Genomic DNA, 23,115 nt, shown 5'->3' with positions numbered 1-23,115 from the left:
GCGACGGTGGGACCAATCCCACTGAAGGAGTCCCCCATGAGCCCCCTCCCCCGCGCCCTGCACCGAGCCCGACTCGTGACCGCCGGTGCCCTCACCGCCTCGACCCTGCTGGTCGGCGCCATCGGCGTCCACCTCGCCGACGCCCGGACCCAGACCGTGGCGACCTCGACCACCAGCACGGCCGGCTCGAGCAGCTCTGACACCACGACGTCGAGCACGAACTCCTCCGACACGAGCTCCTCCGACGAATCGAGCAGCTCGGACACGAGCGGCTTCTCCGCGGTCGCGCCCGTGGGCAACAGCAACGCGCAAGCCCAGACGAGCTCGGGCGGCTCGTGATGAACGCGACCGCCGCGGCGACGGCCGCGACCTTCTCGGCCATCGGCACGACGAACACGATCCTCGTCACCGACCCGGGCACGCTCGACGACGCGGTCGCGATCGCCAGCCGGCACCTCGTCGAGCTCGACCGGGCCGTCAGCCGGTTCCGCCCCGACTCGGAGGTGAGCCTCCTCGCGGTGCGGGCGCGCCGGGCACCGGCGGAGTCCTTCCTGTCGCCCACGTTCGCGGCATACCTCGGGGCAGCGCTCCGCGTGGCTCGCCTGACCGGCGGCCTCGTCGACCCGACGGTGGGCTCGGCCCTCGTCGCAGGCGGCTACGACGACGACCTCGACGCCGTCCGCGCCCGCCCGGACTTCCACCAGACCCGGATCGGCAGCGTTCCGCACTGGCACACCGTCCAGCTGAACCCCTCGGGCCGCCGCGTCACCGTGGCCGCCGGCACCCTCATCGACCTCGGCGCGACCGCGAAGGCCCACGCGGCCGACACGATCGCCCAGCTCCTCACGGCGCGACTGCCGGGCGGCTTCGTCGTCAACCTCGGCGGCGACGTCGCGGTCTCGGGCTCCCCGCCCCCACAGGGCTGGTCGATCGGCATCGACGGCGCCGACGGCGTGACGCGTCAGGTCGTCACCAGCACGGGCCAGGCGATCGCGACGTCCTCGACGCAGCGACGGGTGTGGACCGTCGACGGAACGACGCGACACCACATCGTGGACCCACGCACCGGGCACACCGCACCCGCCGTCTGGGCCCAGGTGTCCTGCGCAGCCGCCACCTGCCTGGAGGCGAACGCGGCGTCGACCGCCGCCATCGTGCTCGGCGACGACGCACCGGCCTGGCTCGAAGCCAACGGCATACCGGCCCGCCTCGACGCCGCAGACGCACGCGTCGTCACGACGACCGGCTGGCCCGCCGGGACGAGCAGGGCCGCCTGATGAACGAGCTGCTCTGGTACGTCTCGCGCGCCACGGGCGTCGCCAGCATCGTGCTGCTCACCGCCGTCGTCGTGCTCGGCGCGGTGACCGCAGGTCGGCGCAACCCGCACGGTGAGTCGGCGACCGTCGTCATGGCCCTGCACCGCTGGCTCTCGCTGGGCATGACTGTCTTCCTCGGCGCGCACATCGCCACCGCGATCGCCGAGACCTACGTCTCGATCGACCTGGTCTCCGCCGTCCTGCCGTTCACGTCGGGTTACGAGGCACTGTGGGTCGGGCTCGGCACGCTCGCCTTCGACGTCCTCGTCGCGGTCGTCGTCACGTCGTTGCTGCGGCACCGCCTCGCCGAACGCACCTGGCGACGCGTGCACCTGCTGTCGCACGCGCTCTGGCCGATGGCCGTCGTGCACGGCCTCGCCCTCGGCACGGGCGACCAGCCGATCCTCGTCGCCACCACCGTCGCCTGCGCCGTCATCGGTCTCGGTGCGGTCGCCTGGCGCTGGTCCACCACGTACGCCGACCGTTCCCGCCGCGCTGCCGTCCTCACCCAGGAGTGGTCATGAGCCTCACCGCACTGCTCGCCGACGCCGGCCTCACCGGCCGCGGAGGCGCCGCCTTCAGCACGGCCCGCAAGGTCGAGGCCGCCCACGCCCACGGCGCCCACCTCATCGTCAACGCCTGCGACGGTGAGCTCGGCGCCGCCAAGGACGGCTGGGTCGTCGCCGAGCGCCTCGCCGAGCTCGTCGACGGCGCCGTGGCCATCGCTGCCGGCTCCCCGACGACGTATGCCGCCCACCGCGGTTCCGGCACCGCCCACCGCCTGCGCGCGGCGGGGCTGCCGGTGCTCGAGGTCCCGGCGCGCTACGTGTCCTCGGAGGAGTCCTCCCTCATCTCGCTCACGCAGGGCGGGCTGGCGCGGCCGATGACCAAGCGCCAGCCGTTCGTCCGCGGAGGACGCGACAGCGACGGCAGGCGCATCAGTCCGACGGTCGTGCTCAACGCCGAGACCGTCTGGCGCGCAGGGCAGGTGGTCCGGTTCGGTCCCGACTGGTTCAGGTCGTTCGGCACGGCGGCCGAGCCCGGTCCGCGGCTCGTCGCGGTCAGCACCCCCACGGCCCGGGGGGTCGTCGTCGAGACCGCGGCCGGAGCCCCCGTGCTCGACCTCCTCACGGCGGCCGACCCGGTCGCCGTCGCCTCAGCACTCGTCGACCGGTCGCCGGGAGTTCTCCTCGCCGGGCTCGGCGGCACCTTCGTCGCGCCCGGCGACGTGAGGGGTCTCGTATGGTCGGACGAGGGGCTCGGCCGGGTCGGCGCCCGCACCGGTCCGGGCGTCGTCGAGGTGCTCGACCCGACGACGTGCCCCGTCGAGTTCGTCGACCGCTGCCTGACCTGGGCCGCGGGCGAGTCCGCGGGCCAGTGCGGTCCGTGCATGTTCGGGCTGCCTGCCCTGGCGGCCGAGTGGCGGTCGCTCGCACGCGGCGACCACACGGCATACGACCGCGTCGTCTCCCGGATCTCGCTCCTGCCCGGGCGCGGCGCCTGCCGGTTCCCCGACGGTGTGGCCGGCTTCGCCTGGTCGGCGCTCCGGGTCTTCGGGACCCACCTCGACGCACACCGGAACGGCCGGTGCGACGCGGCGCGGCAGCAACTCCAGCACGACCACGACACCCCCGGGAGAGCCCATGTCCACGCACGCTGACCGCCCCACCCCCACCGACGCGAACGACCACACAAGCCGCCGTCTCGGCCTCGTCCGCGCCAGCCGCCTCGCCGTCGACCGCGTCGCGTGCACCGGTCACGGTGTCTGCGCGCAGCTGCTCGACGGGGTGACCCTCGACGAGTGGGGCTACCCCCTCGTGGCTCCCGAGACCGTCGAGGGGCCAGAAGGGCACGCGGTCGCCGAGACGGCCATCCGGCTCTGCCCGGCCCGCGCGCTCTACCTCCGCTGAAAGTCGAGTGCCCAGTTCCCGACGCGCCCTTCTCGTCGAGTGCCCAGTTCCCGACGCGCCCTTCTCGTCGAGTGCCCAGTTCCCGACGTGAGCTCGTGGGCACTCGACGGCAAAGCGCGCAGAGCGAGCGCTCGGGCGCTCACGCTGGCAGGCTGGAGTCGTGCTCCGAGGACGAGTGGATTGTCCAAATGTGATTGCTGTGGTGTTGAAGCACGCAGGATTGCGCATAGACTGCGCGTCGTGATGCGTGAAGCAGTGGTCGGGATCGACGTCGGAGGAACCCGGGTCAAGTCCGCCCTTGTGGCCCCCGACGGGGAGATCCTCGCTGAGGCCGTGACCCCGACGCCCGCCGACGTCGGGCCGCAGCTCGGCGAGGTGGCGGCCAAGACCGTCATCGAGCTGACCGCCCGCGCCGAAGCGGCCGTCGAGCTGCTCGCCGTGGGCGTCGCCGTGCCCGGCCTGGTCGACGAGGTCGCCGGCATCGGCGTCTGGTCGGCCAACCTCGGGTGGCGCGACCTCGACCTGCGGGCCTCCGTGTCCGCTCACGTCGACGTGCCCGTCGCGGTCGGTCATGACGTGCGCTCGGGCCTGCTCGCCGAGCACCGTCTGGGCGCCGCCCAGGACTCCGACAACGTGCTGTTCGTGCCGCTCGGCACCGGCCTGGCGTGCGCGATCCTCTGCCGCGGCGAGCTGGTGACGGGCTCACTGTGGACCGGGGAGATCGGCCACGTCGTGGTCGTTCCTGACGGTCCGCTCTGCGGGTGCGGCCAGCGTGGCTGCCTCGAAGCGCTGTCGAGCGCCGGGGCCATCGGGCGAAGGTGGTCCGAGACGACGGGCCTCGCCGGTGACGCCGAGGAGGTGGCTCGTCGTGCGGACGGCGGCGAGCCGGACGCCCGACGCATCTGGCAGGAGGCGATCGACGCGCTCGCGATCATGGTCGCGCCCGTCGTCGCCGCCGCGGGCACCGAGCTCGTCCTCGTCGGTGGCGGCCTCGTCCACGCGGGCGACACCCTGCTCGAGCCCCTGCGCCTGGCGCTGACCACCCGCTTGGGCGGTCGCGACGACGTGGCTGTCGAGTCTGCCGCACTCGGTGACCGCGCGGGCTCGCTCGGAGCAGCGACGATCGCCCTCGACCTCGTCGGTCGATGATCCTCACGCTCACGCCGAGCCCGGCCCTCGACATCACGTATGCCGTGCCGTCCGTCGCGCTCGGCGAGTCCCACCGGGTCGGCTCGGTCAGCGAACGAGCCGGCGGCAAGGGCCTCAACGTCGCGGCGGTCCTCAGCGCGATGGGGTGCAAAACCGTCGCCGTGGCCCCGGTCGGCGAGCTCGAGATCGAGCTGTTCGCCGGGGACCTCAACGCCCGCCGGGTGCCGCACCGCCTGGTCTCCTCACCGCTGCCCACCCGGCGCTCGGTCGCCGTCGTCGAGGCGGATGGTCGGGCGACCCTCTTCAACGAGCCCGGCACGGCCCAGTCGCAGCGCGTCTGGGACCGCGTTGCCGACGAGATCGCGCAACTCGCGACAGACGCCACGGTGCTCACCGTGTCGGGCAGCCTGCCGCCCGGCACAGACCCGGAGTTCGTGCGCCGCGTCACCCTTCGCGCCCACGAGGCCGGACTCCGGGTCGTCCTCGACGTCAGCGGAATCCACCTGACCCGAGCTCTCGGGGCCGCGCCGGACCTCGTCAAGCCCAACCGGCTCGAGGCCGCAGTGACGCTCGCCGGGCTCGGGCGCGGTGAGGTGCCATCGGTGCGCGGCGCTGCCCGTGCTCTCGCCGCTGCCGGCGCCCGGTGCGCCGTCGTCAGCGACGGCACCGACGGGCTTGTGCTCGTCCATGGCGACGTCGCGCTGCACGCGTACCTGCGTCGTCCGGTGTCGGGCAACCCGACCGGTGCCGGTGACGCGCTCACCGCGGCCCTCGCCGCAGAGCTCTCCGACCACCACCGCACGGGCGGACTGCCGGAGGGCCGCGACGCGTGGGCTGCCGCACTGCGCCGGGGCGTCGCGTGGTCGGCCGCGGCGGTGCTCCAGCCCGTCGCCGGCTCGGTGGACCCCGACGACGTCGACCGCCTGCTCCCCACCGTCGAGATCGAGGAGATCCGCACGTGAGCCGTTCACCCCTGACGCCCTTGCTCGCCGAGGCGTCCGCCGCCGGACGCGGGCTCGCGGCGTTCAACGTGATCCAGATCGAGCATGCCGAGGCGTATGCCGCCGCAGCGGATCGCGTGGGCCTGCCCGTCGTCATGCAGATCTCGCAGAACTGCGTGCGCTACCACGGCTCCCTGGGCCCGATCGCCGCCGCGACGTTGGCCGTCGCGGACGCCTGCTCGCAGCCCGTAGCCGTCCACCTCGACCACGTCGAGGACGTCGCGCTCGTGGAGGAGGCCGTCCGGCTGGGGCTCACCTCGGTCATGTTCGACGGCTCGACGCTGCCCGATGACGAGAACCGTTGCGTCACAAGATGCGTCGTCGACCTGTGCCGCGCGTCCGGCGTCAGCGTCGAGGCCGAGCTGGGTGAGGTCGGCGGCAAGGACGGCGTCCACGCGCCCGGCGTGCGCACCGTCCCCCACGATGCGGCACGCTTCGTCGCCGACACTGGCGTCGACGCGCTCGCGGTGGCGGTCGGGTCAAGTCACGCGATGACAGACCGCATCGCCGAGCTCGATACGAATCTCATCGCGGCGCTGCGGCATTCGGTTCCTGTGCCCCTGGTCCTTCATGGCTCGTCGGGTGTGCCTGACGACGGTCTGGTCGCCGCGGTGCGCGCCGGGATGACGAAGGTCAACATCGCGACGCACCTGAACCAGGTGTTCACCCGGGCGATGACCCAGCGGCTGGAGCAGTGCCCGACGGTCGACACGCGCAAGTACCTCGGGGCGGCCCGCGAGGCGGTGACCGACGAGGCCGCCCGCCTCCTGCAGCTGCTCGCCCTCCGCTGACCAGGCGTTCTCTCGGTCTGGTGTCGGGAAGTGGGCACTCGATGGGGTTGGTCAGGTCGAGTGCCCACTGTCCGAACAGGCGCGGTCAGGTGAGGACGATGCTCCGCGTGAGGTTGCGGGGGGCGTCGGGGTCGAGTCCGGCGGCGTCGGCCTTGGCGAGGCACAGTCGGTGCAGGCGCACCAGGTCTGCGAGCGGGTCGATGTCGCGGTGCTCGAAGTGCGCACCGGTCGCCCGCACCTGGTCGGGCAGTCCCTCGGGAACGTCGCCGAAGGCCCAGACCGCGCGTCCGGGCGAGGCGATGCTGATGGGTCCGTGGCGGTACTCCATCGCGGGGTAGGACTCCGACCAGAACTGTGCCGACTCGCGCAGCTTGAGCCCGGCCTCGTTGGCGATGCCGTTGGACCACCCGCGCCCGAGGAACGTCAGCTGCTCGGCGAGCAGCAGCGCCCCGTATGCCGTCTCGCCGTCTTCCGCGAGCACTGCGCGGGCCTGCTCGGCCACCGGCGCGAGGTCTTCGCCGAGCGAGGCGCGGAGCAGTGCGAGCGACGTCGTGGCGAACCTCGTCTGCACGACGGAGCGCTCGTCGACGTCGTCCATGAGGATCGTCGCCGTGGACCGCTCGGCGACCGGGGTGCCGTCGGTCGCGACGAACGAGACGTGCGGCGTGCCGGCCTCCCGGAGCTGGTCGACGACCTCCATCACCTCGGTGGTCGTGCCGGAGCGGCTGATCAGCACGACGCGGTCGTAGCCGCGCGCGAGACGGTGCTCCGAGGCGGCATACGCGTCGGTGGTGCCCTGGCCCAGCTCCTCGCGGCGGGCGGCATACGCCTGGCCCATGAACCACGACGTGCCGCACCCGATCGTCGCGACGCGCTCGCCGGGTCGGGGCAGGTGCCGGGCGACCTCGTCGAGGCGTCCCGCGGCACGCTCCCAGTCGTCGGGCTGTGTGGCGATCTCCTGTGCGAGGTGGCTGTTCTGCGACATCGTTGGCTCCGAGGGCTCGAGGGCGAGGCGATCGAACTCGCCTCTGCTTGTGTCTGCTCGAAACACAGCCTAAACGCGCACAGACGGTCATGTCCATTGATCGTTCTGCGCGGTATGGTCAGCGCGTGACCGAAGAGAGCGATCTCGCCCGCAACCGCGCCAGCCGCTGGTCGATCATGCTCGACCGCCTGGCCACCGCCGGCCGTCTCGGCGTCGGCGAGGCCGCCGAGCTGCTCGGCGTCAGCGAGGCGACCATCCGCCGCGACTTCTCCGAGCTGGCCAAGCGTCAGCTGGTGGCCCGCAACCACGGCGGCGTCGTGGCCACCTCGGTCGCCTACGAGCTGCCCTACCGCTACCGCAGCACCAGGGCCGACGACGACCGCGGCCGGGTCGCCGAGGCGGCCGCCGCCCTGGTGCGCACCGGACAGGTCATCGGCCTCAACGGGGGCACGACCACCACGGCGACGGCGCGGGCGATCACTGCTCGCGAGGACCTCGCGAGCGAGGGTGAGATCACCATCGTCACCAACGCGCTCAACATCGCGACCGAGGCGGTGCTGCGCCCGCACGTGCAGTGCGTGTCGCTCGGCGGCGTGGCCCGACCCGAGTCCTACGAGGTCACCGGCCCGCTCGCAACCCTCGTGCTGCACCAGCTGTGGCTCGACGTCGCCATCGTCGGCGTCAACGGCCTCTCGGCCCGCGAGGGTGCGACGTGCCGGCACGAGGAGGAGGCGGCGATCATCCGCACCATGATCGAGCGCTCGAAGCAGGTCATCTGCGTCGCGACGGGCGACAAGCTCGGGGCGCGCACCTTCGCTTCGATCTGTCCCGCCGAGCGCATCGACCATCTCGTCACTACGGTGGGCGCAGACCCCGAAGAGGTCGACGCCCTGCGCGAGGCGGGGGTCGAGGTGCACCAGGTCTGAGCGGTCACGCGTACGCTCTGCGCGATTGAGGGCACGTTCTGCGGCTTCCCCGACCTGTCCTCGGCGCGCGCCTTCTTCTACAACAAGACGCTCTTCAAGCAGGCCGGCATCAACGAGCCCCCCAAGACCTGGGCCGACCTCGAGGCCGATGCGAAGAAGATCGCGCGACGAGCGGTTCCTCGCCTGGCTCAGGACCTCGCTCGTCGTCGGCCTCTACCGACAGCTCTTCGAGCTCAACCTGATCAACACCTACGGCGCACTCATCCTGACGAACGCGGCGTTCACCCTCGCCTTCGCGATCTGGATCCTGCGCGGCTCCCTCGCCTCGATCCCGACCGAGGTCGAGGAGGCTGCTGCGCTCGACGGCGCGTCACGCTGGCAGGTGCTGCGCCGCGTCATGCTGCCGCTCACTCTGCCGGGCCTCGTCACGGCGACCATCTTCACCTTCATCGCGGCGTGGAACGAGTACGTCGTGGCCCTGACCCTGATGGTCGACGACGACCGCAAGCCGCTGACGGTGGGCATGCGTGCGGACGTCACCGGCTACGAGCAGCACTGGGACCAGCTCTTCGCCGCCTCGGTCATCGCCGTCGTGCCCGTCGTCATCCTCTTCGCGGTCATCGAGAAGCACCTCGTCGGCGGCCTCACCACCGGCAGCGTCACATAGCTGTAGGCGCGCGCCGGAGGGTCAGTACTCGCCCTTGATGACGAAGTAGGAGCCCCGGATCGTCCCGGCCAACTTCGACTTCTGCCGCGCGAACTTGAAGCTGCTCAGCTCGTCGGGCACGTCCATCCCGTCGGAGAGCTTGAAGCCGACGGCCCGCTTGCCGCCGTCGGCGAGCGTGTAGAGCACGTTGACCGAGAGGCCCGACTCGTAGAAGACGTATGACCAGCGGGTGCCGTCGACCTCGAACTGCGTGGCCTCGAGGGCGGGCGACGCGATGACGATGCCGCGCTCGTCGGCGAGGATCGTGCTGACGGACGCGACGACGTCCTTCGCCTCGGCGGCGGGCTCCACCGTGAACGTGTGGGAGTACTTGTTCTTGAAGTAGCGGGCCTCGTTGGCCCGCAGCCCGGCGAGCGCCTCGGCCACCGGTGACGACTCCAGACCGACCGTCGAGACCTCCGTGAAGTCGACGTCGTAGGCCATGACCACCTCCTGCTCTCAGCCCTCGCGGTGCTGTCGGCAAGGCTAGCGGTGGACGGCGGCGCTGTCCGGCGACGGGTCGGGCAGGCGGAAACCCTCCTGGACCCAGTCGGGCGGCGAGGGCATCACGATGCCGATGACGTGGCTGAGCCGGGCGGGGCTGTCGATGCGCACGACCGGGTGGTCTGCCGCCTGCCGGGCCAGCACGGTGCACTCGTCGGCGCGGCACCAGCGGGGCTGCACCCCGCCCGTCTCCTGACGCACGGCCATGAACATCGTGCTGGCCAGGAGCCGGCCGTCGCGGGTGTCCTTGACGGAGGGGTCCTGGTAGACGACGACCCGCGTCGCCGCCTGGCCGGCCTCGGGCGCGGTCGCCTGCTCCGCGATCGCGGCGTACTGGACCCGCGTCGCCTGGTGGGAGCCGATGTCGGCACGCCACGCCAGCACCCCGGCGACGGCGAGGACGGCGAGCAGGAGCGCAGGTACGCGTTCGGCGCGCGACACGCGTACGCCGGGCTCGTCCGCAGGTCGGCGACGGAGCAGCAGGAAGGCGACCGGCAGGACCGCGACGAGCCACGTCCACAGCTGGCCGCGGGCCTCGGTGACGGTTCCGGTGGCGAGGGTCTGGGCGCTGTCGAGGCCGCAGGCGACGACGAAGGCGACGAGGAGCCGCTGCAGCCGACGTCGCACGCTCGGATCGCGCCACCCGAGCACGCCGGCCACGAGGCCCACGAGGGCAACCCACCACTGGGCCGCCCACAGGGCGCCGACCGACTCGAACCAGCGACCGGCGTTGACCCTCAAGGCGTCGAGGGAGGTGAGCGGGTTGGCGTCGCGCCAGGCCGCCAGCTCGATGCCGAAGTGCTGGTTGACGACCCAGTTGAGCGTGTAGGCCACGCCCACCCCGGCGGCGAACGCAGCGACCCAGCCGGCAGTGACCCCGAGCACGCGGCGCCACGGTGCGTCACGCAGGAGCACGACGGCGAAGACGAGCAGCACGACGCCGATGGGCGGGTAGCTGAGCACCGCAGCGACGCCGCTGAGCAGCAGCCACAGCGACATCCGGGCGCGCGAGCCGGCTGCCCACGGCAGCAGCCAGATCGCTGCGGCGCCGATGAGGACCGAGGGGGTGAGTGCCCCCGGCCAGTAGAGCAGCTGCACCCACACGCACGACGCGTAGAGAGCGGCGCCGAGCAGCGCGTCGACGACCGGACCGGGACGAACTCCGGCGCGGTGGAGCACCCGCCACATCCCCGCGACGAGTACGGCGTAGCCGACGGCATACGTGAGGGCGGCGGACGTGGGGGTGCCGTGCTGGCCGACGAGCCACCACCAGCCGGTGTTGAGCCAGCGTCCCTCGCTGATGTTGTAGTAGCGCGGCGGCGCCACGTTCGGCTGGTTGTCGGGCAGCAGGAAGGTCCAGTCGTCCTGGCGGATGAACGGCGTGACCGCCTGCGCGACGCCCTGGGTCACCAGGAACGCGACCGCGATGACCGCAGGCGTGAGGAGACGGTGCTGCGGCACCGAGGCCACCGAGGGCAGCAGGCGGGCCCGCCGGTGCGCGGGAGCGAGCGTCTGCATCGTCATGGTCAGCCTGGGGGGTCGTGAGAGTCGGGAGAGGTCGCGGGCCGTCGGCCCATCGGGTCCATTGGACCCTAGATACCCAGCAGACGTCGAAATCGCAACCTCGGCCGGTAGGTTGACGGCGTCGACATCCTCACCCGTCCGGGAGGCACGGTGAAGCTCCTTCTCACGTCCGCGGGCGTCCGGAACCCGAGCATCGAGGCCGCGCTCGTCGGTCTCCTCGGCAAACCGATCGCCGAGTCCACCGCACTGTGCATCCCGACCGCGCAGTACGGGCACCCGAACGTGGGCCCGGGTGAGGGGCCGTGGAAGTTCATCTCCGGGAGGTCGGACCTCCGGATGACCGGTCTCGGGTGGAAGTCCGTCGGGGTTCTCGAGCTCACCGCCCTGCCGAGCATCGACGAGGACCTCTGGGTGCCCAAGGTCCGCGAGGCCGACGTCCTGCTCGTCGCCGGCGGTGACGTGCTCTACCTGGCGCACTGGATGCGCGAGTCCGGGCTCGCCGACCTGCTGCCGACCCTCGACGACACCGTCTGGGTCGGTCTCAGCGCCGGCAGCATGGTGCTCACTCCCAGGGTCGGCGAGGACTTCGTCCAGTGGCGGCCGAAGGGTGGTGGCGACGAGACGCTCGGTCTCGTCGACTTCTTCATCTGCCCGCACGTCAACGGCGACGACGTGCCGGGCAACACGCTGGCCGAGGCGGAGGAGTGGGCGGCCGGCATCGAGGGTCCCGCGTATGCCGTGGACGACGAGACCGCCTTCGTGGTCGTCGACGGCCGACTGGAGATCGTGTCGGAAGGGCACTGGACCCTGCTCCACGCGTAGGCGAAATCCGTTGCGACGCGGGATGGCCCGGGTCCTAGGGTGGGCCCATGGCGACGGTCAAGCAGTTCCAGGTCACCTTCGACTGTGCTGAACCTGAGCGCGTGGCGCGCTTCTGGTGCGAGGTGCTCGGCTACGTCGTGCCGCCGCCGCCCCCGGGCTTCGAGTCGTGGCAGGCGTTCGATGCCTCGCTGCCCCCGGAGGAGCAGGGCAGGGCGTACGCGTGTGTCGACCCCGAGGGCGTCGGGCCCCGGCTGTTCTTCCAGCGCGTGCCCGAGGGCAAGGTGGTCAAGAACCGGGTCCACCTCGACGTCCGTGTCGGCTCCGGCCTCGTCGGGGACGAGCGGGTGGCCGTGCTCGAGACCGAGTGCGCGCGGCTCGAGGCGCTCGGTGCCTCACGCCAGCGCCTGCTGCTCGCCGACGGGTTCAACGAGTCGTGCCTGGTGATGCAGGACGTCGAGGGCAACGAGTTCTGTCTGGACTGACGCTCAGTCGTGGCCGCTGAGCTGGCCCAGTCGGTCGGCGAGGGCGTCGACCATGGCGCCGGCCTGCTTGGCCGGGAGCGCGGACTTGCGGTCTCCGCCCTGGCTCGACACCGGCAGCACGTCGATCGAGAGCTTGGCCCCACCGGCCAGCGCCCGCAGCGCGTCGACCTTCTCGCCGAAGGGTGACCCGCTGCCGGGCGAGTAGTAGTGCACGACCCGGTCGACCTCGTCGGGGTAGAGGTCGGTCTTCGTGACGGCGATGACGAGCCAGATCGGCTTGTGCCGGCGCACGGCCAGCGAGGCGATCCGGTGCGATGTGATCGCCCAGTCCTCGAGCTCGGCGGCCAGCTGCTCCTCGCGGCTCGCCGTGGCCTCGCCGGTGGTTCCGGCAGCCCGTCGGGGGGTCGCGTAGCCGTTGGCGACGACGTGGATGACGCCGTCGACCGGCTCGTCGTGGAAGACCTCGTCGAGGGCGCCGAGGCGGGTCGCCGCGTTGTCGCCGGGCACGACGAGGAAGCGGAACCCGTGCAGGCGCGGCGAGCGACGGGTGCGGCGTTCCATGACGGCCGAACCCACCGGGGCGACGCCGTCGGCTGAGGCTCGGCGGGTGAGCCGGTCGATGAGCTGGCTCTTGCCGACGCCGGTCATCCCGGTGACCGCGACCATCGGGAACCGGTTGCGGAACAGGTGGCTCAACCGCTCGGGCGCCGACGCGAGAGCCGTGAGCACGCCGCCGGCTATGGTCGCGCCCAGGGCGGTGCGGCTCGAGGTCGGCAGGATCTCGCGGATGCGGGACGGACTGTGGGACACGGAGGCTCCTCGACGGGCGAACAGGTGCCGGATGGCCCCTAGAGCCTACGTTCAGTCCGTCGGAGTTGGCGCGGCCGTGGTCGGCCGGATCCGGTCAGGGTGCCGGCCTACCGCCCCGAGGAGGCTGGAGCCGCCTTGGCGCACGGCACGGCCCTCGTGACCCCCTTGACGTCCTCGTGCGCGAGGTAGACGCGGTTGACGCCGTCGACCCTCGCCGTGACCCGGCACGCGGGGTCGAAGCCCCGGATGGCGCGCACCGGTGTGCCGATCGGGATGAACGCCGCGTCACCGTCGACCGGGAGCCCGGGCAGGCCGTCGAAGTGCAGATCGCTGAGCCGGCACTCGACCAGCCCCACCGTCGCGCCGAGCTGTTCGGTCGGGACCGGCGGCAGCTGCCCGTCGAAGCCGGCGTAGTACTGGACGCCACCCAGCTGCACGAAGTCGACCCAGTCGATGATGGCCGACGTGTCCCCAGTCGTCGGCGTGGACCTGCAGGCCGACACCGGCTGCGGGGCGACGGAGGTGGCGGGGCCGGCCCCGGACCCGCCGGGGCTCGTGCAGCCGCCCGTGCCGAGGACGGCCAGCGCCGTGATGACCACCCCGGCGGCAACGGCGGATCGGTTCACGACGACCTCCCGGTGACGCGGCCGGTGCGGGATCACCGGCCCCTGGTGGAAAGACACCGCAGACCCCTGATCCGTTGCGGCAGGTTCCGGACCGGGTTCAGGGTGATCCCCGATGCGGCACGGGCGCGCCTGGGAGCACGCTGCGGAGCGAGCCTGAGGAGGTCCAGATGTCACTCTCTTACACACCCCCCGTGGCGACGGACCGGTCGCCCGGACCCGCGTCGGCGCCGCCGCAGTACGGCCTGGGCCAGATCCTCGCGGTCTGGGCCGCCGCGGCCCTGCCGATGGGGGCGCTGGCCTGGCTGGTGGCCCCGGCCCTCGCCGACCGGCTCGATGGACCGGCCTCGTGGCCGAGGGCCCTGGTCGCGTGCCTCACCGTCGGGCTGGTGTGGCAGGGCGTGCTCGTGCTCGTGCTGGTGCGGCGCGAGACGGGCACCCTGCGGTGGCGCGCCGTCGCGGACGCGCTGTGGCTGCGGCGACCGAGCAGCCCGCGTACGGGTCGGGTCGGTGGCCGGGTCTGGTGGGTGCTGGTGCCGGCCGTGCTGGTCGTCGGCCTCGAGCAGGTGCTTCCACACGTGGCCGCGCCGGCCGGCCGCGACCTGGGCCAGTTCCTGCGGTCGACGCCGGGACACGAGTTCCTCGCCGGCAACTGGCCGTGGTTCGTCGTGATCGTCGTCATGGCCCTGTTCAACACCGTGCTCGGCGAGGAGCTGCTGTTCCGAGGCCTGCTGCTCCCCCGGATGCGCGGCGTGTTCGGGCGCTGGGACTGGCTGGCCAACGGGGTGCTCTTCGCGGTCTACCACCTGCACCTGCCGTGGGTGATCCCGACGGCGCTGCTCGACTCCGTGGCGCTGGCCCTGCCGTCCCGCCGCTACCGCAGCGCCTGGCTGGGGATCATCGTCCACAGCATCCAGTCGGTGCTCATCGTCGGGGCGACGCTGGCGCTGGTGCTCCGTTAGCGGCGCACCGGCGCCGGGTGGCCTGGCCGGGGTCAGGGCGTATGCCGTGCCGTGACCCCGGCCGTCCCGCTCAGCCGCGGGCGGCGACGAGCTTCTCATCCGTGGAAGCGTCGGCAGGGTGCTCGATGCGGTCCTCGGCGGCCCGAGCCGCTCGCGTCGGGATGCACAGCGCGGTGAGGGACGCGAGGGCCGCGACGCCGGCGCCGATGCCGAGACCCACCCGGAAGCCGGCCTCGCTCGGGCCGGGCCCCGGCCTCGATTGCGGGGCGGTTCGGGTCGGTATTACTACCTTTGTCCGGCTTTCGGCTAGTACCACCGTTCCGGTGTGCTCGCATCGGCGCACCACCAGGGTGCGCATCGGCACGAGCACAAGGGGCATGCATGCGTAAGACGACCCAGGGACTGCTGCGCGGAACGGCCGTCCTCGCGGCCGGCGCTCTCCTCGGCCTCGGCCTGTCGGGGGTCGCCACCGCCAAGGGCGGCGAGCCCGGTGACGACGGCACCGGCGGCACGACGACCGTCGGCGCGGCGACGGCCGGCTCGGCCGGCAACTACGCCGTGACGGTCAACGGCACCACCTACGACCCCGCACCCGGCAAGGACGCCAAGATCCAGGGCGCCGTGCGCGGCCTCGTCAAGGTCACCGGCATGCACACGACCTTCACCATCGACCCGGCCACGCTCGGCGTCTACGACTACGCCCTGACCGGTGCTCCCGCACCTGACCGGATGGTCACGAGCCCCACCGTGGTCTTCCAGAGCAAGGTGCCCACCCTGACCCCCGCACAGCTCGCCGGCCCGGTGCTCGAGCTGCAGGTCCGCGACGACACGCTCGTCGCCCTGTTCCGCACTGCCGCAGGCAAGCTCAAGGTCCAGGCCAAGGACTCGCCGCAGGGCGGCATCTTCCAGATGGAGCCGGAGTTCGCCGGCACCGTCACGCTGACGCACACGCTCGGCCCGACGCTCTTCTACTTCGTCAACCCGTTCACCGGGAAGGTCAACTTCAGCAACGGGATCGACGCCGTCTCCGCCGCGCAGAGCAGCACCGGCTACCACCAGATGCTGCTCGGCAAGGACAGCCCGCAGGTCGCCACGAAGACACTGCAGACGGGCTCTGTCACGACGTGGTCGGTCGCGTCGGGCGGCCGGCTGGGCGGCGTGCTCGGTGAGGACGCGATCGAGCTGAGCCAGGGGGCGACGAGCTGCACGCAGAACTGCCAGGCGCAGAACCGCATCCGCGGCTCCCTCCCGGTGCCGCCCGACCCGACGAACCCGACGCCCATCGGCGGCTGACCACCGGGGGTGCCTGGAGGCCGCTCGAGTCCACGGACTCGGGCGGCCTTCTCACTGCAGGGGGAACGGCGGCTGCGTCCACCACGGTCGTGCGTCGACGCTCACGTCCGAGACCCACTTGACCCACCAGAAGCCGCGCCGTCCGGGGGCGACCAGCCGGACCGGCCCGCCGTGGCCGGGCGAGAGCGGGACCCCGCCCATGTGCGTGGCGAGCATCAGGGCAGAGGCCTCTTCGGCCGGGAAGCGCCGGGTGTAGCCGGTCAGCGATCGCACCACGATCGAGCCGTGGTCGAGGGGGCCGAGGGGGCCGAGCACCGTGTCGAGCCGGACTCCGCGCCAGGTCTGCTCGGACCACCACCCGCCCGTGCAGTCGATGACCGCTGCCCGGGTGGTGACCGCAGCCGTGAGCAGCGCATCGTACGAGAGCTGCTGTCCCGGCTGGTCCGGTCGCTCGATCCGCAGCACGAACGCGGCAGGGTCGATGTCGGGCACGCCGTCGGTGAACCACTGGGTGACCGGCACGGTCGTGGGATCGCCGGATCCGACCTCGTACGAGCCGGTCTCGCGGCGTCGCGCGCCAGGCAGGCCGGCCGCCGACGTCACCGACGACAGGGCGGCGTACGCGAGCAGTGCCGTCCCGCCGAATGTCATGGCTCGCAACGCCGTTCGTCGCGAGAGGTCGCTCCCGCGTACGCGTTGGGGTCGACGCACGACATGGCCGAGAGCAAGCGGGACGACCACGACGGCGAAGGCGACGTGCAGCGCGAGTGCGCTCACCGCGCCGACGCACAGCGGCCCGAACACGGAGTGCACGACTCCAGCGAGCAGGCTTGCCGCCAGGACGAGCACGAGCGCGACGGCGACCCCGTGCCGCCGGCGACGGCGAAGTCCACGGCCGACGATGACGCTCTTCCACGGCGCGAGCAGGAGGATGCCGAGACCGAGCGTGCCGTGCGCCACGGCCACGAGCCTTGACCCCGGAGCCACCCCGACCCCGAACGCCACCCAACCGGTCAGGAACGAGCCCGCCAGCAGCACCAGGAGCGCGAGGTTGGTCCCCCGGCCCGGCCGGGTCGATGCGGCCATCCACCCAGTGTGCCTGCCGACGTGCCCGTCCGCCGACAGCTCAGTCGTCCATGGCCTCGATGCCGAGCTCTGCCAGCTCGCCCGTGTGGCTGCGGATGTGGGCGACGACCTCGGGCGGCGGCGGCTCCCAGCCGGTGATCTCCTCGACGACGCGGAGCGGCTCCGTGGTGCGGTACGACCGGGTGGGGTTGCCGGGGAAGCGCTTGTCGGTGACGTTCGGGTCGTCCTCGAGCGTGCCGAGCGGCTCGACCCGGTAGACGCGCGGGGGGCCGTCGCCGCGAGCGAGCTCGGCCGCCAGGGGCGCCCCCTGCTGGCTGGCCGTGACGTAGATGTGCTTGGACTGGCGTCCCGAGCCGTAGTTGGAGCGCCACCCCGGCGTGAGCAGGTCACCCGGTGTCACGTCGGCCCTGGTGCCGTGGAAGAACGGACCGGGGTCGTCGACGACACGCGGCGTCGGCGGCGGGTCCTGGAGCAGACTGTCGAGGCGGGCCATGAGAACCGAGACGCGGCTGCGCCCCTTGACCACCCGGGGGTAGCGCGACAGCACGTCGAGGACGACCGGGGTGGCTCGCCTGGCGGCCGCGGTGACGACGTACTCGGCGACGACCGGGTCGTCGCCGCGGGCGAGCTCGGCCGCGCGCGCTGCGTGGGCAGCCGAACCCAGGATGTGGCGCACCTGGGTCGCCTTGGCGATGGGGTGGAGGTATGCCGCAGCCGCCGCATCGCCTGCAGCGGTCGCCGCGTGCCGGGCGGCCTCGGAGGACGCGTCCTTGGCGGCGCGGTGGGCGTCGGTGGCGGTCGTGCGTTGGAGGTTCGAGCGCGGCGCCCCTTCGGCGAACGCTCGCGCCGCCCGGAGCGCGGCCTCGGGCCGGGGGTCGTCAGGGCGGTCGCGCCGGAAGAGCACGAGCATGGGCTCGGCGCACGCGACGGCATACGCGGTGACGGCCCGCAGCTCGTCCGTCGTCAGCTCGAAGTCGCCGGTGCTCGTCTGCATCGTCACAATCTGGCACACTTCGTCCCGCCGCTCCGGGGAACCCAGGCCCCGGAGGAACGCGCAGTTTTCGTGGTTCTAGCACCAAAGTCGCATTGCCTCTGGTATGGGCGAACCGCGACGCTGGGTATGTCCTTGGGGCGGGAGGGCACCCGGTTCGTTTCTCGAGGAGAGTCATGAAGAAGTTCGCGGCAATCGGAATGTCCACCATCGCAGCAGTCGTTCTCGGCGCCGGCATCGCGTCGGCCAGTGGAGGCGGCGGCAGCTCGTCCGGCGCCTGGCCCACGTCCATGCCGTTGCCCACCAACCCCGGTCGGATCGTCTCGCAGAGCTCCACGACGGCTGTCGTGAGGTCCGCCGACCCCGTGGCGACGGTGCAGTCCAAGCTCGACAGCACGTATGCGGCCAAGGGCTGCACCCGCAAGCTCGCCGTGAACCGGCCGCGCGACTACCTCTGCCGCAACGCGTCGACGGGCAAGACGGACGAGGTCTGGTTCACCTTCGCCGCGCTCGACCCGACGGCGAGCGACCCCTCGCGCTCGCAGACCAACGCCTTCTACGTCAAGGGCTGACCGTCTTGCTGCGGGCACCGACGTCGAGAACTGCGCACTCGACGGGGTGAGTTCGCGTCGGGAACTGCGCACTCGACCTGGGGTCGTGCCTCCCGTCCCGTCCCGTCCCGTCCCTTCTCGTCGAGTGCCCACTTTCCGACGCGGGCAGGGCGTTTCAGGCGGGGGCGAGTGTGCTGGCTCCGGGTGCGAGCTGCAGCGCCTGGCCGTCGACGACGAGCGCGGTGCCGCCGTCCTCCTCGAGGCCGGGGCGGAAGTGGATCGTGCCGTCGGGGTCGACGCCGGCGATCTCGGCCGAGGCCCAGTCGAGCCGGCGCCGGGCCACCTCGAGCCCGAGGGGCAGGATGTGGCCGGACCGCGGCGGCAGCAGCAGCGTCGAGCCGGCTGCGATCGGCGTGCCGTCCAGGGCGACGGTGACGGTGGCCGCGGCACCCGACGTGTTGATCAGGTGCAGGGCACGCTGACCGTCGTCGGTGCTCGTCGTCGTCGCGAACACGCCCGGCCACTGCGTCTCGAGCCGCAGGCCTGGGCCGACCCCGAGGCTCGCCAGCGCCCGGTCGAAGAGCACGTCGTCGGACGGTACCTGCGCGGCCAGCACGATCGCCCGACCCTCGCCGAGCGGCACGTCGACCCCGCACACCGCGCCGTAGAGGTCGGTCAGCACGACATCACCGCGCTCGTGCGTGAGGTGCTGCACCCAGCCGGCCCGCATCTCGGGCCACGGCTGCGCCCAGCCGTGGGCGACGAGGGACGGGTAGTAGTGGCCGGTGTCGCGCACGACCTCCCCGGGCGCGATGCCGAGGGCGTCGGCGAGCACGGTGCACGGCGAGCCGTCGAGGTCGCGGTCGGGCACCTTGCCGAGGAGCACGACGTTGCCGCCGGTCGACACGTGCCCGACCAGGCGCTCCTGCACGACCCGGGACAGGTAGCGGCCTGTCCCGACGAGGACGGTCGAGCCGGGCGCTGGGTCGCGCCGTTCGAGATGCACTGCGCCGTAACGGAACCCACCCAGCAGCAGTGATCGGGCCAGCGCCTTGCGTTCACCGGCTCCACGGTGCGACGTGAGGTCGTCGACGACGTCGGTCATGACCTCGGAACCCGGGTGGTGGTACTCGGTCATGTACGCGTCGAGCACGAGTCCCAGCGACACGTCGTCGTGGTCCTCGTCCATCCTCGACAGCCACGGCTCGTTCGCCCTGACCGCGCGGACGCTGCGCGCCGTCGCCTCGTAGGCGTAGCCGCGCTGGCCCTCGGGGCCGACGGGCGCTGCCGTGCCGTGCCGCTCGCCGGTGAACGAGATGCGGTCGTTGCCGTCGCCGAGGTACTCGTCGAGCGGCGGGTTGATGCCGCCCGCGAAGAGGTAGTAGTTGATCAGCCGGTTGCCCTGGGCGAGGCAGAGGCGCGTCTTGAGGTCGGCCGTCGACGGGTCGTACTGCATCTCCGCCCCCGCGCCGTAGTCGCCCGAACCGGCCTCGAACTCCAGCGACGTCAGCGGCTGGTCGGCGTCGTGCACCGCCGCCATGTACGCGTTGATGACGTAGAGGTCGGTCATCGTGTTGAGCGTGGCCTCGCCGAGGTAGTGGTCCGACCCCGACACCATGCCGGGGACGCCGGAGTAGGTGTCGACGAGCTGGCTGATGCCGATCGGGAAGGGGGCTCCGTTGCCCCCCTCGGTGCCGTGGATGTTGACGAAGAACGGCACCCCGGCGACACCGCGCTCCTCGCACATGTCGCGCAGAGCGGCGACGTACGCGCCGAACCGGCGCCGCATGAACAGACCGAGGTCGAGGCGCAGCGCCCCGGCCCACTCCTCCTTGGGGGAGCGCACGGCAGGCGCCCACCCGTCCTCACCCGGCCCGACGGCATACGGGTGGGCGTCGCCGTGGCGCTCGCGGACGAACTCCCCGAACGACTCGACGAGCCCGTCGGTGAGGTCGGGCGAGTTCGTCACCCAGGCGAGCATGCCCACCTCGTTGTCGAGCTGGACGCCGATGATCGGCCCGCCCGCCGGCTGCAGGCGCGGCGCGAGCACCGGCATGATCGCGTCGAACCAGCGGGCGCTCTCGCGCAGGAACGCCGGCGCGAGGTAGTCGACCGTGCGCGATGACACGGGCTTGCCGTCCCAGCCGACCGGGATGACCTCCGGGTGGTCGCGGTAGACGCTGAACGGGATGCCCTCGTTCTTCAGCTCGGCCATGATGAACGGCCCGGGCCGCGCGATGAACCGCAGCCCCTTCGACGCCGCGAGGTCGATGAAGGCGCCGATGTCGCGCTCGGGCCTCGTCTGTCCCGTGACGTCGAGCGACCCGTCGGGCAGCTCGTGGAAGATCCACGGGATGTAGGAGGCGACGGTGTCGCAGCCGGCCTCGACGAGCAGGTCGAGGCGCTGGCCCCACTCCGCGCGGGCGACGCGGAAGTAGTGCACCTCGCCCGACATGACGATGCGCGCCTCGCCATCGATGCGGATCTGGCGGTGAGTGGTCTCGATCATGAGTGGGTCCTCACGGTGATGCTGACGGGCTGGAGTCGTGCGGAGTCGGGTCCGGTGAGCAGGACGATCTCGCCCTCGTCGACGCGGGCGGTGAGGTCACGGCCGGCGTACGCGAACTGCTCGGCCTGCACGTCGAAGGTGACCTCGCGCGCCTGGCCGGGCTCGAGGGCGACGAGCGCCCAGTCCGTGAGCTCGACGAGCGGGCGGGTGACCTGGGCGACCGGGTCGCGGAAGTAGAGCTGCACGACCTCGCGGCAGGGGCGCTCGCCGGAGTTCGTGACCGTGACGGTCAGCGTCACGGTGCCGTCGGGAGTGATGGTCGGCGTCGACACGGTGGGAGGCGAGTAGTCGACCGACGTGTACGACAGGCCGAAGCCGAACGGCAGTCTCGCGTAGGTGAGCGCGTCGAGGTAGCGGCCCTCGTCGAGGTCGACGTCGGCGCGGATGAGCCGGCCGGTCGGTCGCTGGTGCGTGCTCGTGGGGATGTGTCCGGTGGTCAGCGGGAAGGTCATCGGCAGCCGGCCGCGTGGTTCGGCGTCACCGAAAAGCACTGATGCCAAGGCGTTGCCGGCCTCAACACCCGGGTGCCAGACGACGACGACCGCATCGGCGAGGTCGAGCACCTCGGACAGGTCGAGCGGTCGGCCGGTGTAGACGACGGCGACGACGGGCTTGCCGAGCCCGGCCACCGCGCGCAGCACGTCGAGCTGCCCGTGCGGCAGCCGGATGTCGGTGACCGAGTTCGCCTCGCCCGAGCGGGATGGGTGCTCGCCGAGCAGCAGCACGGTCCGCTCGGTCCGCCGCGCCTGCTGGAGCGTGCGGTCGGAGAAGCGCCCGTCGGAGACGTCGAGCCGGTCACCCAGGCGCTCGCGCAGGGCGCTCGCCGGGCTGACGACGTCCTCGCCGCGGCCGTCGAGCGTCCACGTGCCGAGCAGGGCCTCGCCCTCGTCGACGAACGGGCCGCTGAGCAGCACCGAGCCGGCCGACGGGTCGAGCGGCAGCACGCCGTCGTTCTTCACGAGCACGTGCGCGGCCTGCGCGGCGCGCAGCGCGACGGCCCGGGTCTCGGGAGTGGGCGCGTTCACGGCACCCGGCCGGGCGGCATACGGCCGCTCGAAGAGGCCGAGGCGGAACTTGAGCCGCAGCACCCGGCGCACGGCGTCGTCGACGAGCGCGACGTCGACCTCGCCCGACTCGACGAGCTCCTCGAGGTGCGCGAGATAGGAGCCGCTCACCATGTCGAGGTCGATGCCGGCGTGGATGGCCAGCGCGGCTGCCTCGCGGTTGTCGGCGGCGACGCCCTGGAAGACGATCTGGCCGATGCCGTTCCAGTCGGCGACGACGACGCCGTCGAAGCCCCACTCGCCCTTGAGCACCTCGCGGATCAGGTGCTCGTGCGCGTGCATCGGGGTGCCGTCGACGTCGTTGAACGCCGCCATGACGGTGTGCACGCCGGCCTCGACTGCCGCCTTGAAGGGCCGTAGGTGCAGGTTGCGCAGCGTGTTCTCGCCGACGCTGACCGTGTCGTAGTCGCGCCCTCCCGCGGCGAGGCCGTAGCCGGCGAAGTGCTTGGCGCACGCGGCGATCCGGTCGGCGTCGCTCGGGTGAGGGCCTTGGAAGCCGCGCACGATCGACGCCGCCAGTCGGCCGCTGAGCACCGGAGTCTCCCCGAGCGACTCGGCGACGCGGCCCCAGCGCGGCTCCTCGGAGATGTCGACCATCGGCGTGAAGGTCCACGCGACGCCGTCGACAGCGGCCTCGCGGGCCGCGATCTCGCCGACCTGCTCGGCGATGTCGGTGTCGAACGACGCCGCGAGCCCGAGCGGGATCGGCGCCACGGTGCGGTGGCCGTGGATGACGTCACGGCCGAAGAGGATCGGGATGCCGAGGCGGCTTCCCTCGACGGCGTGGCGCTGGGCGGCGTCGATGTTGCCCACGAGCACGCCGTCGTCGCGCTCGTTGCCGCCGGTCGCGCCGGAGGCGTAGAGGCTCGAGCTGATGCGGCCGGCGCGGATCGTCTCGGCGTCGGCAGAGGGGTCGATGTTGGCGACCTGGTGGGTCTGGCCCACCTTCTCGGCGAGCGTCATCTGCGCCATGAGCAGGTCGACGCGCTCGTCGACGGGCAGCGTGGCATCGAGCCACGGCCGCTGGGGCGTGGCGGTGAGGTCGGTCAT

At 72.2% G+C, this 23,115-nt stretch carries 25 protein-coding genes and 1 pseudogene; 16 read left to right on the top strand and 10 right to left on the bottom strand.

Going from position 1 to position 23,115, the window contains the following annotated elements; genetic code table 11:
• Positions 1-36: 36 nt before the first annotated feature.
• The 8 genes from AB4091_RS06510 to AB4091_RS06475 all read left to right on the top strand — a co-directional run bounded on the left by AB4091_RS06510 (position 37) and on the right by AB4091_RS06475 (position 6,167).
• On the top strand, positions 37-339 hold the full coding sequence (locus AB4091_RS06510) for a hypothetical protein (protein WP_442290915.1): 303 nt from the start codon (positions 37-39) through the stop codon (positions 337-339).
• Positions 339-1,277, top strand: coding sequence for an FAD:protein FMN transferase (locus AB4091_RS06505; protein WP_442290914.1), 939 nt, complete (start codon positions 339-341; stop codon positions 1,275-1,277). Before AB4091_RS06510 ends, AB4091_RS06505 begins: the two co-directional genes overlap by 1 nt.
• Positions 1,277-1,840, top strand: coding sequence for a ferric reductase-like transmembrane domain-containing protein (locus AB4091_RS06500; RefSeq protein ID WP_442290913.1), 564 nt, complete (start codon positions 1,277-1,279; stop codon positions 1,838-1,840). Before AB4091_RS06505 ends, AB4091_RS06500 begins: the two co-directional genes overlap by 1 nt.
• Positions 1,837-2,976 carry an NADH-ubiquinone oxidoreductase-F iron-sulfur binding region domain-containing protein gene (locus AB4091_RS06495; protein WP_442290912.1) on the top strand — a complete coding sequence of 380 codons (1,140 nt, stop codon included), beginning with the start codon at positions 1,837-1,839 and terminating at the stop codon, positions 2,974-2,976. The genes AB4091_RS06500 and AB4091_RS06495 overlap by 4 nt, the downstream gene beginning before the upstream one ends.
• Positions 2,960-3,226: a ferredoxin gene (locus AB4091_RS06490; protein ID WP_442290911.1), complete on the top strand. Its 267-nt coding sequence runs from the start codon at positions 2,960-2,962 to the stop codon at positions 3,224-3,226. Before AB4091_RS06495 ends, AB4091_RS06490 begins: the two co-directional genes overlap by 17 nt.
• Before the next feature lie 243 nt (positions 3,227-3,469).
• The gene (locus tag AB4091_RS06485; protein WP_442291395.1) at positions 3,470-4,375 is read left to right on the top strand and encodes an ROK family protein; all 906 of its coding nucleotides are present in this window, start codon (positions 3,470-3,472) and stop codon (positions 4,373-4,375) included.
• Positions 4,372-5,337, top strand: coding sequence for a 1-phosphofructokinase family hexose kinase (locus AB4091_RS06480; protein WP_442290910.1), 966 nt, complete (start codon positions 4,372-4,374; stop codon positions 5,335-5,337). The genes AB4091_RS06485 and AB4091_RS06480 overlap by 4 nt, the downstream gene beginning before the upstream one ends.
• On the top strand, positions 5,334-6,167 hold the full coding sequence (locus tag AB4091_RS06475) for a class II fructose-bisphosphate aldolase (protein ID WP_442290909.1): 834 nt from the start codon (positions 5,334-5,336) through the stop codon (positions 6,165-6,167). The genes AB4091_RS06480 and AB4091_RS06475 overlap by 4 nt, the downstream gene beginning before the upstream one ends.
• Before the next feature lie 85 nt (positions 6,168-6,252).
• Here AB4091_RS06475 and AB4091_RS06470 read toward each other — a convergent pair whose 3' ends face one another.
• Positions 6,253-7,152: an SIS domain-containing protein gene (locus AB4091_RS06470; RefSeq protein WP_442290908.1), complete on the bottom strand. Its 900-nt coding sequence runs from the start codon at positions 7,150-7,152 to the stop codon at positions 6,253-6,255.
• 125 nt (positions 7,153-7,277) lie between these two features.
• On the opposite strand from AB4091_RS06470, the gene AB4091_RS06465 reads away from it, so the two are divergent.
• The 3 genes and pseudogenes from AB4091_RS06465 to AB4091_RS06455 all read left to right on the top strand — a co-directional run bounded on the left by AB4091_RS06465 (position 7,278) and on the right by AB4091_RS06455 (position 8,745).
• On the top strand, positions 7,278-8,078 hold the full coding sequence (locus AB4091_RS06465) for a DeoR/GlpR family DNA-binding transcription regulator (protein ID WP_442290907.1): 801 nt from the start codon (positions 7,278-7,280) through the stop codon (positions 8,076-8,078).
• A 24-nt stretch (positions 8,079-8,102) separates the two neighbouring features.
• Positions 8,103-8,195, top strand: a pseudogene (locus tag AB4091_RS06460) (hypothetical protein); the annotation flags it as partial.
• 31 nt (positions 8,196-8,226) lie between these two features.
• Positions 8,227-8,745, top strand: coding sequence for a carbohydrate ABC transporter permease (locus AB4091_RS06455; protein WP_442290906.1), 519 nt, complete (start codon positions 8,227-8,229; stop codon positions 8,743-8,745).
• A gap of 21 nt (positions 8,746-8,766) precedes the next feature.
• Here AB4091_RS06455 and AB4091_RS06450 read toward each other — a convergent pair whose 3' ends face one another.
• Positions 8,767-9,228, bottom strand: coding sequence for a phage tail protein (locus AB4091_RS06450; RefSeq protein ID WP_442290905.1), 462 nt, complete (start codon positions 9,226-9,228; stop codon positions 8,767-8,769).
• A gap of 42 nt (positions 9,229-9,270) precedes the next feature.
• The gene (locus AB4091_RS06445; RefSeq protein ID WP_442290904.1) at positions 9,271-10,812 is read right to left on the bottom strand and encodes a hypothetical protein; all 1,542 of its coding nucleotides are present in this window, start codon (positions 10,810-10,812) and stop codon (positions 9,271-9,273) included.
• Positions 10,813-10,962: 150 nt separating this feature from the next.
• Between AB4091_RS06445 and AB4091_RS06440 the strand changes: the two genes are divergently transcribed.
• Positions 10,963-11,634, top strand: a complete 672-nt coding sequence (locus tag AB4091_RS06440; protein ID WP_442290903.1) for a Type 1 glutamine amidotransferase-like domain-containing protein — start codon at positions 10,963-10,965, stop codon at positions 11,632-11,634.
• A gap of 47 nt (positions 11,635-11,681) precedes the next feature.
• Entirely contained in the window at positions 11,682-12,116 is a 435-nt protein-coding gene (locus AB4091_RS06435) for a VOC family protein (protein WP_442290902.1), read from the top strand.
• Positions 12,117-12,119: 3 nt separating this feature from the next.
• Here the strand turns inward: AB4091_RS06435 and AB4091_RS06430 are convergent, their stop codons facing one another.
• Positions 12,120-12,926 (bottom strand): hypothetical protein, encoded by an 807-nt coding sequence (locus tag AB4091_RS06430; protein ID WP_442290901.1) that lies wholly within the window; start codon positions 12,924-12,926, stop codon positions 12,120-12,122.
• Positions 12,927-13,033: 107 nt separating this feature from the next.
• On the bottom strand, positions 13,034-13,552 hold the full coding sequence (locus AB4091_RS06425; RefSeq protein ID WP_442290900.1) for a hypothetical protein: 519 nt from the start codon (positions 13,550-13,552) through the stop codon (positions 13,034-13,036).
• Positions 13,553-13,743: 191 nt separating this feature from the next.
• Here AB4091_RS06425 and AB4091_RS06420 point away from each other — a divergent pair, with 191 nt between their 5' ends.
• Positions 13,744-14,511 (top strand): CPBP family intramembrane glutamic endopeptidase, encoded by a 768-nt coding sequence (locus AB4091_RS06420; protein WP_442290899.1) that lies wholly within the window; start codon positions 13,744-13,746, stop codon positions 14,509-14,511.
• A gap of 70 nt (positions 14,512-14,581) precedes the next feature.
• On the opposite strand, the gene AB4091_RS06415 is transcribed toward AB4091_RS06420, so the two are convergent.
• A complete protein-coding gene (locus tag AB4091_RS06415; protein ID WP_442290898.1) occupies positions 14,582-14,731 on the bottom strand; it encodes a hypothetical protein in 150 nt (49 codons plus the stop codon).
• 161 nt (positions 14,732-14,892) lie between these two features.
• On the opposite strand from AB4091_RS06415, the gene AB4091_RS06410 reads away from it, so the two are divergent.
• Positions 14,893-15,804 carry a hypothetical protein gene (locus AB4091_RS06410; protein WP_442290897.1) on the top strand — a complete coding sequence of 304 codons (912 nt, stop codon included), beginning with the start codon at positions 14,893-14,895 and terminating at the stop codon, positions 15,802-15,804.
• 51 nt (positions 15,805-15,855) lie between these two features.
• Here AB4091_RS06410 and AB4091_RS06405 read toward each other — a convergent pair whose 3' ends face one another.
• The gene (locus AB4091_RS06405) at positions 15,856-16,890 is read right to left on the bottom strand and encodes a molybdopterin-dependent oxidoreductase (protein ID WP_442290896.1); all 1,035 of its coding nucleotides are present in this window, start codon (positions 16,888-16,890) and stop codon (positions 15,856-15,858) included.
• 40 nt (positions 16,891-16,930) lie between these two features.
• Complete coding sequence (gene arr, locus AB4091_RS06400) at positions 16,931-17,884, bottom strand: NAD(+)--rifampin ADP-ribosyltransferase (protein WP_442290895.1); 954 nt, start codon at positions 17,882-17,884, stop codon at positions 16,931-16,933.
• Positions 17,885-18,057: 173 nt separating this feature from the next.
• Between arr and AB4091_RS06395 the strand changes: the two genes are divergently transcribed.
• A complete protein-coding gene (locus tag AB4091_RS06395; protein WP_442290894.1) occupies positions 18,058-18,453 on the top strand; it encodes a hypothetical protein in 396 nt (131 codons plus the stop codon).
• Positions 18,454-18,607: 154 nt separating this feature from the next.
• Here the strand turns inward: AB4091_RS06395 and AB4091_RS06390 are convergent, their stop codons facing one another.
• Positions 18,608-20,941 (bottom strand): beta-galactosidase, encoded by a 2,334-nt coding sequence (locus AB4091_RS06390; protein ID WP_442290893.1) that lies wholly within the window; start codon positions 20,939-20,941, stop codon positions 18,608-18,610.
• Positions 20,938-23,115: a glycoside hydrolase family 3 N-terminal domain-containing protein gene (locus tag AB4091_RS06385; protein ID WP_442290892.1), complete on the bottom strand. Its 2,178-nt coding sequence runs from the start codon at positions 23,113-23,115 to the stop codon at positions 20,938-20,940. The genes AB4091_RS06390 and AB4091_RS06385 overlap by 4 nt, the downstream gene beginning before the upstream one ends.

The organism is Terrabacter sp. 2RAF25, from assembly GCF_052115265.1.
Lineage (GTDB): Bacteria > Actinomycetota > Actinomycetes > Actinomycetales > Dermatophilaceae > Terrabacter.
This window is presented reverse-complemented; position numbering and strand designations above follow the sequence as displayed.

Bases quoted from the DNA above. Each gene is read 5' to 3' on its own strand.
- AB4091_RS06510 (WP_442290915.1), top strand. From the start codon at position 37: ATGAGCCCCCTCCCCCGCGCCCTGCACCGAGCCCGACTCGTGACCGCC.
- AB4091_RS06505 (WP_442290914.1), top strand. From the start codon at position 339: ATGAACGCGACCGCCGCGGCGACGGCCGCGACCTTCTCGGCCATCGGC.
- AB4091_RS06500 (WP_442290913.1), top strand. From the start codon at position 1,277: ATGAACGAGCTGCTCTGGTACGTCTCGCGCGCCACGGGCGTCGCCAGC.
- AB4091_RS06495 (WP_442290912.1), top strand. From the start codon at position 1,837: ATGAGCCTCACCGCACTGCTCGCCGACGCCGGCCTCACCGGCCGCGGA.
- AB4091_RS06490 (WP_442290911.1), top strand. From the start codon at position 2,960: ATGTCCACGCACGCTGACCGCCCCACCCCCACCGACGCGAACGACCAC.
- AB4091_RS06485 (WP_442291395.1), top strand. From the start codon at position 3,470: ATGCGTGAAGCAGTGGTCGGGATCGACGTCGGAGGAACCCGGGTCAAG.
- AB4091_RS06480 (WP_442290910.1), top strand. From the start codon at position 4,372: ATGATCCTCACGCTCACGCCGAGCCCGGCCCTCGACATCACGTATGCC.
- AB4091_RS06470 (WP_442290908.1), bottom strand. From the start codon at position 7,152: ATGTCGCAGAACAGCCACCTCGCACAGGAGATCGCCACACAGCCCGAC.
- AB4091_RS06455 (WP_442290906.1), top strand. From the start codon at position 8,227: ATGCGAAGAAGATCGCGCGACGAGCGGTTCCTCGCCTGGCTCAGGACC.
- AB4091_RS06450 (WP_442290905.1), bottom strand. From the start codon at position 9,228: ATGGCCTACGACGTCGACTTCACGGAGGTCTCGACGGTCGGTCTGGAG.
- AB4091_RS06445 (WP_442290904.1), bottom strand. From the start codon at position 10,812: ATGACGATGCAGACGCTCGCTCCCGCGCACCGGCGGGCCCGCCTGCTG.
- AB4091_RS06435 (WP_442290902.1), top strand. From the start codon at position 11,682: ATGGCGACGGTCAAGCAGTTCCAGGTCACCTTCGACTGTGCTGAACCT.
- AB4091_RS06410 (WP_442290897.1), top strand. From the start codon at position 14,893: ATGCGTAAGACGACCCAGGGACTGCTGCGCGGAACGGCCGTCCTCGCG.
- AB4091_RS06405 (WP_442290896.1), bottom strand. From the start codon at position 16,890: ATGGCCGCATCGACCCGGCCGGGCCGGGGGACCAACCTCGCGCTCCTG.
- arr (WP_442290895.1), bottom strand. From the start codon at position 17,884: ATGCAGACGAGCACCGGCGACTTCGAGCTGACGACGGACGAGCTGCGG.
- AB4091_RS06395 (WP_442290894.1), top strand. From the start codon at position 18,058: ATGAAGAAGTTCGCGGCAATCGGAATGTCCACCATCGCAGCAGTCGTT.
- AB4091_RS06390 (WP_442290893.1), bottom strand. From the start codon at position 20,941: ATGATCGAGACCACTCACCGCCAGATCCGCATCGATGGCGAGGCGCGC.
- AB4091_RS06385 (WP_442290892.1), bottom strand. From the start codon at position 23,115: ATGACCGACCTCACCGCCACGCCCCAGCGGCCGTGGCTCGATGCCACG.